This is a genomic window from Maribellus luteus, from assembly GCF_003576475.1.
Classification (GTDB): domain Bacteria; phylum Bacteroidota; class Bacteroidia; order Bacteroidales; family Prolixibacteraceae; genus Draconibacterium; species Draconibacterium luteum.
The window spans coordinates 1-13,282 of sequence record NZ_QWGR01000011.1 but is presented as its reverse complement, the minus strand read 5'-3'; the positions used below and the strand labels follow the sequence as shown (position 1 = coordinate 13,282).

The following is a 13,282-nucleotide window of genomic DNA, read 5'->3' as shown; positions in this document are numbered from 1 at the left end:
TCAGAACTTCCGCCAAAGTCCTAATTGCTATATTTGGACAATGAATACTGATTATAAGACAGATCTTGAAATAGACCATGGTTTTGAGATAAACGCATTACGACCAGTTGCCACCTATTCGGAAGAGATACAGAATGCTAAATGTGCAAATTCGCATGCACACCCGAGAGCTCAAATCATATCATGCAGTTCCGGTATTATGGAGGTTGTGACAAAAAATAATATTTGGATAGTTAATTCATTACAAGGCGTTTGGATTGCCAGCAACGAAGAACATCAGGTTTATTTCCCCAACAATGTAAAAGTAGTTACCGCATTTATAGATGAGTCGAAACTGCATAACTTACCAAAGAATAGTTTCGCCTTTGAACCTTCGGGCTTTTTAACCAGCCTTTTAGAAAAAATAATATCCTTTTCCAATCCTAACATTCTTACTCAACAACATAGTAGAATTATAGAGGTCTTTCTGGATGAACTCTCTACTTTGACACCCAGCAAAACTTTTCTCCCAACCAGCCAAGACAAAAGAATAAAGATCGTACTGGATGCCCTAATGAATGATTTGTCGGGGAAACACACGATTGATTACTATGCAGGTAAAGCATTCGTAAGTCCAAGAACGCTTTCAAGGTTATTTCATAAAGAACTAGGGATGAGTTTTGGAGATTGGAAGATGCGTTTGAAATTAATGGAAGCCGTTAAGCAATTAGGAGAAAAGAAGAGTGTTAAAGAAATTGCATTTGAGTTAGGCTATGAAAACGTCAGTTCCTTTATAGCTACTTTTAAAAAACACTTTGGAAAAACGCCCACAAATTACATCGTGAAATAAGTACGAAAACACAACTACGGTTATAAAAAGTAGTGCTTTCATGTTTTAACGAAAGTGAATTTTATAAATTTAAGACCAGTATCAATCGGACAGGTAGTGTCAAAAAATCCGTTACTTTCCATACATCAAACCGTCAGGGCAAGAACCACCCACGCTGTAAAAATGTTTAGCTAAAAAACATAAGTACATATGACCATAACAACAAAAAAAGAATTGGCTGGAATGCAAAAAGCAAGCGAAGCGGTTGCTTACACATTAAAAGAAATGATAAAATTTGCTGAACCGGGCATGACAACGAAAGAACTTGATGAACAGGGGGCAAAGATACTTTCCCGGTTTGGAGCCAAATCAGCACCTAAACTTACTTATGGTTTTCCGGGGTATAATTGTATTAGCATTAATAAGGAGTTTTGCCACGGGATCCCATCTGACAGGAGAAGTTTGAAAACAGGCGATTTAATAAACATTGATGTTTCTGCTGAGTTAAATGGATTCTGGGCAGACAACGGAAGTTCATTCGTTTTGGGAGAAGACATCAATCAACACCAGGGATTAGTGAATGCGTCCAAACATATTTTAAAAGCGGCTATTGACAACATAAAAAGTGGCGTGCGAATTTCGGACATCGGACACTTAATGGAAAGCGAAGCAAGAAAAAGAGGTTACAAAGTGATTAAAAACCTGGGAGGACATGGAATTGGCAGAAGTCTTCACGAACAACCAGATGAATTGCTTAATTACAGAAACAGGTTTGACCAAAGAAGATTTAGGAAAAACTCAGTAATTGCGATAGAAACATTTATTGCAACAACATCTACTTATGCTGATACCTTGAATGACGGCTGGACAATGGTTGGTGACAGAGGTGGATATATGGCGCAGCATGAACATACCATTGTGGTAACAGATAAAAAACCTATAATTTTGACAAAAATGAATGGGATTTGGAATTAATAAACGAAATTCAAGCCAGATAAGGAAACTGCAACCAAACGCGCACCTAAAAAATAAAAACTGCTGCAGCTAATAAACCAAGACAAAAACCAGACATGGAAATAAACGAAATAATTGCCAGACAAAACGATTTTTTTAATTCAAACCAAACAAAGCGTTTAGATTTTAGAATTGAGCAATTAAAAAAGATTAAAAGCATTTTAAAAGAAAACGAAGATCTACTTTATAACGCTATTTACGAAGATTTCCGAAAGTCAGAATTTGAAACGTATGGCTCTGAACTGTCATTGCTGTATCACGAAATAAACACTTTTGTGAAAAACATAAAAAAGTGGAGCAAACGGAAAAAAGTATCAACCGGGCTGGCCAATTTCCCTGCTAAAAGTTACATCATTCCGGAGCCTTTAGGAACAACATTGGTTATCGGTGCCTGGAACTATCCGTATCAACTTTCGTTAATGCCGGCAATAACATCGCTTGCAGCAGGAAATACAGTACTATTAAAACCAAGCGAACTTCCTTCCAAAACATCAGAAGCAATGGCTAAAATCATCAATGATAATTTTTCAAGCGATTATTTCTGTGTAATTGAAGGAGGCGTAAAACAAACAACTGAGCTGTTGGAATACCGATTTGATAAAATATTCTTTACCGGCAGTATTCCTGTTGGCAAAATAATTTACCAGGCCGCAGCGAAACATTTAACTCCTGTTACACTTGAACTTGGGGGGAAGAGTCCAACTTTTGTACTTGCTGATACAGATATTAAAATTACAGCCCAAAGAATTGCCTGGGCAAAATTTTATAACGCCGGTCAAACTTGTGTTGCACCCGATTATATTTTAGTTGACAAATCGATAGAACAAAAGTTTCTGGAGGCATTGAAAAATGAAATTGAACGATACCATAAAAGCAACGAAACTGAAATAACCGAGAATTATACCCAGATAATCAATACCAACAATTTCGACAGGCTTACAAAGCTAATCGACAATAATAAAGTATTCTTCGGTGGAAAAACGAACAGGCAAGAGAGATTTATCAGCCCCACAATTTTGCAAAACGTCACGTTTAAGGACGAAATAATGCAAGATGAAATTTTTGGGCCAATCCTTCCAGTAATATCCTATACAGACCTTGACGAAGCAATAAATCGGGTAAAAGAAAGGCCCAAACCTTTGGCTTGCTACATCTACTCAAAAAACAGAAAAACGATTAATAAGTTACTAAAAGAAATCTCTTTTGGCGGTGGTGCAATAAACGACAGTTTAATGCAATTGACCAACAGTAAGCTTCCATTCGGAGGAGTTGGATTAAGCGGCATTGGAAGCTATCACGGAAAAGCAGGATTTGACACATTTACTCATTACAAAAGTATACTGGATAAACCATTCTGGCTTGAACCCGGAATAAAATATGCTCCTTACTCGGCGAAAAAAATGAAGCTGATTAAATGGTTCTTCGAATAAAAATAACCATGAATGGTCTGCTTTTTTGATTGAAAACAGTGGATGAAACCATAAAATAGGCGTTCTTTGCCACTTGGTTATAAACATAAAAGAAGCACCATGATTTCACGATTCTATAACTATCTGCTACTTGCCCTATTTGTCGTTGTTGTTTCCTGTGCAGAAAAAAAGCAGCAGCCCTTTTCGTTTGTTCAGCTAAGCGACACCCAGCTGGGATTTTACCCTGAAGGCTATGAACAGGATGTAGAAAAATTCAAACAGGCGGTGAAGCAAATCAATGAACTCAATCCTGATTTTGTGGTGATATGTGGCGACCTTGTGAATATACCCAACGACAGTTCGTTTTCGGACTTTAAAGAGGTTATGGCGGGCCTCACAATGCCCTGCTATGTTGCCCCGGGAAACCATGACGTTCAAAATACACCCAACAGCACAAGTCTGAGTTATTACCGCGAAACGATCGGAAAAGATTATTTTGAATTTGAAAACAAGGGCTATTCATTTATTGTGACCAATTCGCAATTATGGAAAGCAAATGTGGAAAATGAATCAGAAAAGCACGACCTCTGGTTTAAAGAAACGCTGAAAAACCAGGGGCTTAAAAAGCAACCCGTGGTTGTTATCGGACATTATCCGCTGTACTCCAAAACTCCCGATGAAGAGGAGGCTTATTTTAATCTGCCATTGGCCAAAAGACAGGAGTTACTTGACTTGTTTCAGCAAAACAACGTTCGTGCTTACCTTTCGGGACACACGCACCAGTTAACTGTTAATCAGTACGAAAACATCCAATTGCTTAGCGGTGAAACAACCAGCGTAAATTTTGACAAAAGGCCTTTCGGATTCAGGCTTTGGCAGGTTACTCCCGATACCTTAACGCAAAGTTTTGTGGCCTTGCAACCTGAAATAGAGCAATAAGGCACACAGGCACACCAACAAGATCCACACAAAAAGGGGTGGTAGTTTAATCAAGTATGAATTTCAGATCATTTAATGAACTACCCCGCCGCAGAGCAGACGGGGTATCAAAGGCATGATATTTCTTATTTCGTCCCAAGGGGCGGAAAATAGACCCCATTAGATCCCGATTGCTGTGCATCGGGATCAGTTCGACTTCATAATTTCAGTTCACTATCGCTCCTGAAATCAGAGTCTCACTGATTTAATGCCTGAAAAACTGCCAGCGCCAGACCAAAATCGGCATTTCCTGATTCGGGATTTAACAAGCTGCCTCCGCTTTCGGCTTCAATCCGGCTTTGCAAAGCAGCAGCTTCGGTTTCCGAACCCAAAAGTGTTTCGTACGACCACGCCGCAAGCAGGTTTTTGTTTTGATCTGATTGCCAGTCTTTCAGTAAATTCCTGGCTCCATCAACGTTACCGGCCTGTTTCATAAACAAGGCCGTCAGAAACGTGCCTGCCGAAAACCGCTTGTTATAATTCGGGTAATCGATAACCTGTTGTTTCAGTTCGTTTGCTTTTTGAATGTTCCCTTTTTGAGTCCAGTACAAACTTTCCAGCGCATCTTCAATCCGCTCGTCGGTGATGTACGGTTTCCCAACACCAAGGTTTTCGGGCCATTCGCGGGCCCGTTGAATTTGCTTGAATGCCTTCGAAGATTTGCCTGACTTTAAATTCTCAAGTGCCGACATAACCGCCGCCTGCCGCCAGACAATTCGCCCGGCCCGTGCCCCTTCGTTGGGCAAAATAAGTGTTTTCTCTAACAGGTTGAAAGCTCCGCTGTGTTGTCCGTTTATCAATAACTCTTTTGCTTTCTGATAGGCCAGCACATAATTATCGGGGAATAACTCAGCTCCTTTTGCAGCCCAGCTTAAGGCCTCCGTAAACTGTTGCTTATCATGAAAATGACCTGACAAGGCCACGTATGTCCGCCAATTGTGAGCGTTTAACTCCAGGGCTTTTAGTAAGTCAGGTTCCCCGTCGTACGCTTTATTTCCTTTCATAAAGTGATAGCGGGTAAGATAAAAAGCATCGAAATCCGGCTCAGAGTTGCATGCTTTTAAATACAGTCCGGCTTCCTCCTTATTTCCTTTCGACCAGGTAAGCAGGGCCAGGTAATATTTTGTTTTCCACGACGGCACTTTTTCTTCTGCTCCTTTCAATAGCTCGTAGGTTTCGTTTCGCGAAGGATAAACAAGGCAAGGCGATCCGGAAAGCGCTTTGTCGAGGTAAGCATTATCGTTGGTAAGAAAGGCCAGCCAGTAATTTCCGATAGGCCCCGGTTCAACAACCTGTAATATTTTTACAGCCTTGTCGTCGCAGCCTAAATCGTGATAGGCAATGGCTTGCTCCAGACAAATCTGCTGCGGCATTTCATAGTTTAAGACAGAAGCGAAATCATCCTGTTTTTCAAAACGGGCAAAAGTATTCAGCGGATCAATCGCTAAAATTGCATCAAGGGCCGATTCCCGCTGTTGAGCCTCTCCCAATCGTTCGTACGCCAGTGCTTGCAGTTTCAGGGCGTTGATGTTATTCCGATCGTAATCAAGGGCCTGTTTCGAATACCTCAAACTTTGGTCAAACTCTTTTTGAAGAAAATGAATGCCTGCCATTTTTGTATAGGCCAGGGTTTTAAAAACTACCGAACGTGCCGCCAGACTGTAAGCTTCCAACGCTTTAAAATATTTCTTTTGCTGCTGATAAATCAAGCCAAGCAAATAATTGGCTTCCGGATGATACGTATTCACTGACAGCGCTTTCATCAGGTAAGTTTTGGCTTCCTCATCATCCATTGCCCGTAACCGAAGTCCGCCCATTTTTACCAGCGCATCCGCATAGAAAGGATTTTCTTCCAGTACCCGGGCATAAATCTCTGCAGCACCGGCATAATCTCTCTGGCGCTCTTTTTCCACACCCGAAATAAAAAGTGCATCGGGTTTGGTCCAATCGTATTCAGAGCTTAACTCGCGAGGCTTTTCACTAAGTCTCTCCTTTTTCTCTGAAGTGGAATAGGACATCAGGTTTCCAATACGAACTTCCACGTTCTCATCAGCGATGTCAAAAGAATCAACAAAAGTTTCGGTGGGTTGCAGATTAATATCCTTACTCACAATCACTTTCCCCTCAGAAAGAATTGAAAGTTTTTTGCTCACCGGCTGATTGGCACAAAATCCAACCATTAGTTGACCGTTTTTCTGCTCCACATTCAGCGAACCAAAACGATTGGCCTTTACCATTCCGCCAATGTCTTTTACCGGAAACCACAGCTCCGTAAATTTGTGCTCCGAGCCCGCGTAAAAAAACTGGTGTTTATAGGGCGTTAACGTACTGTTAGGCGAAGCCTGATTAAACAGCAAGCCGGTTTGTATTTCGGTGTATTGCTTGTTCCCCGGATCGGTTAAAAGATCTTTCCAGATTTCGCCTTCACGCGAGAGTGCCCACATCCAGATTTTCTTTCCGGGTTTTTCGTCGTACGGCGCCCAATGGCCAAGACCAAATTTTTTATCCCGAAAATAACACAGGAAATAATCGGCATATTCACCCAAAACATGATACGATTTTGGCCCGCCAAAATTATTGTTTGGATATTTCGAAACATCAACCCCATTATTGTTTACCGGCCAGGCCCCGGTTTCGCCAACATGCCCGATTTCGGTATCGCCCGGGAAATAATACTCCAAATCGTCTGACACATCAAGCGAGGCGGTTGACCAGTTATAAAGCGAAGTGTTCAAATCGGAAGGATTGTACCAGATCGCCCTGGTTTCGAAATATGATTTGTCGGGTTGCAGGCGAATTTCCACCCGCCACTCGGTGCGCGAGGTAATGTCCGGAGCCCCCACAATGCAACTTACACTTCCATCGGGATTATTCCGCAGCAGGTAATTTACCGGAGAAGCCGTGGTTGGCGCATGACCGATCGACCCAAAATTAAATTCGATGCCTCCTGAAGTCCAGGCGCCTCGCATGGCAATATCCCTGAATTTTACCACCTTGTTGTAGTAAATAAATTCTTCTCCCGAAGCTTTGTCAATGGCACCCAATACTTTCCCGCCCATTTCGGGAGCAACCAACACTTTTATGTAAGGATTTTCAAGCGTAACAATTTTCCACTCTTGTTCAAAGGGTGTATTGGTAAATCCGTCGAAACGGTAATACGGGTAAAAATGCGTGATTTTGGCTACCGGATCGGGATCGGAATAAGGATACGTTTTAAAAAGTACCATTGCTTCCGAGACCTTTGCCTGTTGCGAATAAGAATGAAAAGAAACAGCAACGGATAAAACCAGACAAACAAAAAGGTGCAATTTTTTCATGGTCGTAAATATTAAGTTGACTTCAGTTAGGATTCACTTCAACAACGCTTCAGGCATTAATTGCTCAAGAGAGATTGAGTTTCTACATTCCTTGCTTTAACCGACCGCCCCCCCAATCTCCTTCTAACGAGGACTCTAAATTTACCAAAATTTCCTTTCCGGCTAACGGGTACTGCGAGGAATTTAAACACACCGAAGCAGGTGTGTCCGACCATAAAAACTTTAGAAGATGACAACATGAACAGAATCTATCAACCAGTGGGGGAACACCGTACAAACTTTTGGATTATTATATTTTCCGAAACCAATGAAATAATCGAAATACAAAATTGCCCAAAGCATTTATGCCCAGCAAGAGGGTTATTGGTTTTAAGCTCGCACAAAAACAGTAGTTCCGGCCCGGTATATAAATGTTGCTATGAGACTATATAACAAGCCGGAACTTTGTATTTAGCCCAGTTTTATTTCAACCGGAGTTTGGTTAAAAAGATTATCCAGCACCGGGCTGCGTTCTGCCATTATTGATTTCCATTTATTAAGCGTTTCCTGGTCGGCGGTGGTTTCGGGATGCAATTCAATGGCTATTTTCTGATACCCGGCTCTCTCGTCGGTAGGCATTCCAAACATTTTGGAAGGATCCAGTTCACCGCTTACTTTAATTTTCATATCGGAAAGCTCCATGTTGAGTTCCCTGGCTGTATTAAAAGCCAGAATATGCATGCAACCGGTAAGGCCGCATAAAATATACTCAACCGGATTAGGCGCTTGATCTGTTCCGCCCAGAAGTTCGGGCTCGTCAACCAGCACTTTAAAATTACGCACTGAAATCTCTGCCTGCGAAGCCGATTTGGTAGCCGACTCAACACCAAACTCTATTTTTTGAATGTCCTTTGTTTCCATTTAAAGTGTTTTAAAATTGTAATTTTACAAAGCTAATACGAAGCCTTTCGCCAAAACGAGAAAAGGCTGTGTATTGCAAAACCTCAAAGGGTGTAATTTTACACCCCTGAAATCAGAGAGAAGCAGAATGAATTCAATCAATACAAGCAACAATACCTGCATAAGAGCACTTCGGGACGAGGAAAGGACAGAGCTGCTTGCTTCAGCCAGAAGCCTGAATTTTAAGGCCGGAGAACTTGTGGTGAAAAAAGGCACCTCGGTTAATGATCTTTATTTGCTACAAAAAGGCACCGTTGAACTGTTAATGGATGAGCAGCGCCCCAGGCAGTCGTTAATGTTGTTGTTTCAGGGAGAAATTATCGGGGTGAACTGTGCCTATTCCACGATGAATTACCGCTTTTCGGCCAGGGCACTGACCGACTGCGTAGTTTTGATAATAAACTACCATACTTTTTCTGCCTATCTGAAGCAGAACACAGAATTTTCGATGGCCTTTATCCGCTACATTTCGTTGGTAAACGAACGTTTTCTCGACTGGCATATGAAACTCTCACAGAAGAACTCGGCGGGGGCTCTTGCTTTTTTATTGTGTGAATTTGAAAAAAGCTACGGACAAAGCAGCTTTGAACTGCCGCTTAACCGAAGCGATATAGCACGCGTTATTGGCTTCTCAAAAGAGAGTGTACTGAAAAACCTGGCCCATTTCAGAAACGAAGGCATTGTGGAAAGTACAGGAAAAAAGGTGAAAATTCTGGATTCTTCCCGACTACTCGATATTTCCAATTACGGTTAAAACCAGCTACGCCCCTGCTTTCCGACACCTTCCTGCAATCTGTTCTTAAAAAGGTACAAGCTATCCCGTCTAACAATGAATCAACGCTTTTCGTTCCCGGCCGTTCATTAAAATCGTTAGCGGTTTGTCAAAATGAACATGCCTAACAAACTCGGTTTCGTGCACCAGGGTTTGTTGTTTTAGGGCCTCCATTTTCAGTTTCGAGTTCCAGGAATTGTGAGACACTGAAAAATACCCCACATTCATGGAAGTTACGTTGTGAAAGAAGTGAGAACCCAGCGAAGCATCGAGCGGAAAATCGGGTAATCCCATTTCCACGATAATCTTTGCCTTCGAAATATTTGCCCAAAGCACCGGAATTCCGGTGTAGGGGTCGCGTGATCCCCATCGCCCCGGACCGATAAGGATGTACTCCCGTTTCTGTTCTTCGAAAAACTCGTTTAACTTACTAATTTCCCGCGCCATTTCGCGGGTTTTCATCCGGTCAAACTTCTCGGGATCAACATACACCACATCGCGAATTTCCTCGATGATACCGTTGCCCATACCGCGTTCGGCATACATAAATATCCGGTCTTCGTCCACGGTCTTAATATCTACTTCCACCTGGTCTTCAATACGAATCAATGGCTTGATCTGCAACAGGTAAAGCGTTGGCAAACCGTTTTCGGCCGGTTCAATATCGAGGGCATATTCAATTTCCACCGGCGATCCCATGGCTTCCTTGAACAACTTTAACAAAAGCTGCAAAGCCTCTGACAATGGCAGATGGCTGTATTTTAGAATGTTGGCAAAATCGATCACTTTGGGTCCGTTCCCGTAAACACCGGGAATCAGATCGTCGTTTTCCATCGAATAGGTTGATGCCGAATGTTCCAGGGTTCCATCCATTTCGGCTTCCCGAATCCGGTATTTTTTTATGGCTGCATCTTCGCCATTGGTTACCAGGTTAAACTCTTTTTTAGTAAGATCAATGGCATAAAATTCTTTTTGAGTATCACGCAACTGGTCGCCTAAAGCCGAAGCATTCAGCTGCGGATATTTCGGACAAAAACGGAACGAGTTTTCGCCCCCCACCACGTACATTCCCAAGCCAACCGCTGCCACCGAAAAACCATCTTCGGGCTGCATGTAGGAAATAGGATAATAATTGTACGACTGAGCCACTCCCGAAAGAGTTGGATAAAACTTATCGTTGTACTCGTGGCCCACCACTTCCTGGATCACCACGGCCATTTTCTCTTCTTCAATTTTATAGTTCACCGCTTCAAAATAAGCCTGCGCAGCATCGGTGAAAATACTCGAATAAACCAGTTTGATCGCTGTTTCGAGCTGCTGATACCGCACCGCCAGATCTTCGTGGTTGTTCGGAATCAGGTAGGTGGCATAAACTCCCGAGAAAGGCTGCAAAAGGGAATCTTCAAACAAACCGGAAGAACGCACAGCCAGGGGCCGTTTTACTTCCTTCAGGTAATCCATCAGGCGGTGACGGATCCGCTCGTCAAACTCCGAATCAAGAAAATGCTGCCGGATGGCCTCATAGTCATTCAGGGAATAAATGTCGTCGTAGAGATTGTTCATCTCCACAAACTTATCAAATTGCAATGCCCCGATCACCGCAGTTGACGGAATCCGGATATTCAGATCAGGGATCATCTTACGAAAATCAATGTTTTCGATAAAGTTGCAAATGAAAGCAATACCTCTGCCCTTCCCACCCAGCGAGCCTTTTGCCATTCGTACAATAAAATGGCTGGCATTCAGAAATTCCGGGTCAAAATTAACAATGGTCCCCCGCAGGCGCTCAAAGCGAACGGTTTTAAACACTTCGAGACAAAACTGTCTCAATTCTTCTGCCGACTGAAAATCGGTCATCTGCATCGGCCGCAACCGTTCAGCCATGTTAATTTCCCCACGCGCCATCAGCCAGGTTGAAAAGGAGTTCCGGCTTCCGTGGTATTGCAAAGCATCTGCCGGCACATCTCTCAGTTTCTCCTGAAACTCGGTCAGGTTTCGGGCTTCGGTAATAGGAAGACCGTTACTATCTTTAAATACGAAATGACCAAAACCAAGCCGTCGGTATAAAAAATTCAGGATGTCCATCGAAAGACTTTCCGAGTTTTTATTAATGAAATCGGCCCCTACCTCGCGTGCGCGTTGTGCGTTGCCTGTATCATGCGACTGAAGCAACAATGGCAACGGATACCTGAAAGTATTTTTCACATATTTTAGTAGCTCAATCCCGGCATCTTCGTTTTCAACCCCACCCATTTCGAACCGAACATCCGAAATCACACACAAAATATAACGCCGGTAACTGTTGATAAACCTTACGGCTTCTTCGTAATTATCAACCAGTATCACTTTGGGTCGTGCCCTCATGCGCAGAATTTTGTGCAACTCATCCCTCGCATCGTCTTTTAGCAGGGCCTGCGTTTGGGTCATAACCGTGGTGTACAACATGGGCAAATAGCGCGAATAATACTGAATGCTGTCCTCCACCAGCAAAATCACCCTCACATTCCCGTTCTGCGTGTCGCGTGCTACGTTCTTTATGTCCTCAATGTATTTAATCATGGCCATGAAAACATTGGAGTTTCCATTCCACACAAAAATGCGATCTACAAAGTCGAGCTTTCGTCTTTCTTCCTGAAAATAGCGCAGATCGGCATTGTTATTCACCAGCAACAACAAAGGAATCAAGGGCCTTATTTTTCGGATCGCACGGGCAGCTGCTACCGGCGAATCCTTATCTACCCCGGCCATGACAATAATCAGATCGAAATCGCGATGCTCCAGTGTAAGCAGGGCATCTTCCATGGTATGCACACTGGTAAAACGTGGAGCCGCATATAAATTCAGCTGAAGGTACTCTCCAAAAATTTTATCGCTGAACTGTCCCTCGCGTACTATCGAGTACGAATCGTACAACGTGGCCACCAACAATACCTCCTTCACTTTGGTGGGCATTAATTCCTGAAATATATCGCGATCCGTTTTTCGCTTCTTATAAATGTTTGCCAATGAAATGCTGTCTATATCCATGCCGGTAAAAATAAGGTCTGAAATTAGATAATTTTTACAATCTGTTTGAAAAGAATACACAAAATCCTCCGACGAAGCAGATCCTCCAACACATCAGAAAACAGTTGCATGAAAGAAATCACGCGGTCAACCCCACAAATTCTGAACAAAAGCTTCCTTCCCATGTAGTGGATACTTCAATCAAAAAAACACACGTTTTTTAAAAATGCCGCAGAACACCTTGTTCCACCGGCACTTCCGTTAAATACAATTACTAAGATGATACATTAAATCAAAATATTGATTTTTTCATTTGTATTTAATAATAATATTTACAAACTTGCCAGCATCAAATAAAAATAAACTGTAATCAAGCCGTGGATCTGTTCTCAAGAAATATTGACGACATCAATAACCAAAACCGTCAGCTGGCGCAAAAACGTAAGATTGTTGCCTTGCTGAACCGGTCTGAGAAGGAACTTACGATCCCCGGGATCTGTAAGAAGGTGAAACTAAGTGTTCCTACGGGTACCAAACTCATCAACGAGCTCATCTGCGATAAAATTATTATCGATTCAGGCAAGAAGGAAACCGACAACGGGCGCCGACCGGTTTTGTACAAAGTGAATCCCGAATACGCCTATTCAATTGGCCTCGTTATTCAGTTAAAAGGAATATCCATTTCCATATACAACATGGAGATGAACGAGGTTTACTCAAACTCAGATGAGAACTTCGTGTTGGAGAATTCGATTGCGTGTCTCGAAAATGTGGTTGGCATTATTCGGCAGGCAGTCGACAATTCAAAAATTGAACCCAAACGGATTCTTGGAATGGGCATCGGAATTACAGGACGTGTTAATGCGCGCACCGGCTATTCCTACAACTATTTCAACTTCCTTGATGGGTCTTTGGTCGATTTTTTTTCGGACAAGTTTGACTTCCCGGTTTATGTTGATAATGATACCCATGTTTTGGGGCTTGCAGAACAGTATTTCGGAAAAGCACGAAACATTCAGAATGCCTTTGTGCTGAATCT

The 13,282-nt window shown here is 42.5% G+C and carries 9 protein-coding genes; 6 read left to right on the top strand and 3 right to left on the bottom strand.

Annotated features, from left to right (window positions below):
* Positions 1-40: 40 nt before the first annotated feature.
* From D1614_RS16785 to D1614_RS16770, 4 genes are all read left to right on the top strand, one after another.
* Positions 41-829 carry an AraC family transcriptional regulator gene (locus D1614_RS16785; RefSeq protein ID WP_119439133.1) on the top strand — a complete coding sequence of 263 codons (789 nt, stop codon included), beginning with the start codon at positions 41-43 and terminating at the stop codon, positions 827-829.
* A gap of 189 nt (positions 830-1,018) precedes the next feature.
* Positions 1,019-1,783 carry a type I methionyl aminopeptidase gene (map, locus tag D1614_RS16780; RefSeq protein ID WP_119439132.1) on the top strand — a complete coding sequence of 255 codons (765 nt, stop codon included), beginning with the start codon at positions 1,019-1,021 and terminating at the stop codon, positions 1,781-1,783.
* Positions 1,784-1,878: 95 nt separating this feature from the next.
* Complete coding sequence (locus tag D1614_RS16775) at positions 1,879-3,252, top strand: aldehyde dehydrogenase (protein WP_119439131.1); 1,374 nt, start codon at positions 1,879-1,881, stop codon at positions 3,250-3,252.
* Positions 3,253-3,351: 99 nt separating this feature from the next.
* Positions 3,352-4,170 carry a metallophosphoesterase gene (locus D1614_RS16770; RefSeq protein WP_119439130.1) on the top strand — a complete coding sequence of 273 codons (819 nt, stop codon included), beginning with the start codon at positions 3,352-3,354 and terminating at the stop codon, positions 4,168-4,170.
* Between the two features lie 236 nt (positions 4,171-4,406).
* On the opposite strand, the gene D1614_RS16765 is transcribed toward D1614_RS16770, so the two are convergent.
* Positions 4,407-7,526, bottom strand: a complete 3,120-nt coding sequence (locus tag D1614_RS16765) for a DUF5107 domain-containing protein (RefSeq protein WP_119439129.1) — start codon at positions 7,524-7,526, stop codon at positions 4,407-4,409.
* 450 nt (positions 7,527-7,976) lie between these two features.
* Positions 7,977-8,426, bottom strand: a complete 450-nt coding sequence (locus D1614_RS16760) for an OsmC family protein (protein WP_119439128.1) — start codon at positions 8,424-8,426, stop codon at positions 7,977-7,979.
* A gap of 127 nt (positions 8,427-8,553) precedes the next feature.
* Between D1614_RS16760 and D1614_RS16755 the strand changes: the two genes are divergently transcribed.
* A complete protein-coding gene (locus D1614_RS16755; RefSeq protein WP_119439127.1) occupies positions 8,554-9,219 on the top strand; it encodes a Crp/Fnr family transcriptional regulator in 666 nt (221 codons plus the stop codon).
* 69 nt (positions 9,220-9,288) lie between these two features.
* Here D1614_RS16755 and D1614_RS16750 read toward each other — a convergent pair whose 3' ends face one another.
* A complete protein-coding gene (locus D1614_RS16750) occupies positions 9,289-12,264 on the bottom strand; it encodes a PEP/pyruvate-binding domain-containing protein (protein WP_119439126.1) in 2,976 nt (991 codons plus the stop codon).
* 356 nt (positions 12,265-12,620) lie between these two features.
* On the opposite strand from D1614_RS16750, the gene D1614_RS16745 reads away from it, so the two are divergent.
* A partial coding sequence (locus D1614_RS16745) for an ROK family protein (protein ID WP_147384288.1) occupies positions 12,621-13,282 on the top strand: 662 nt, incomplete at its 3' end.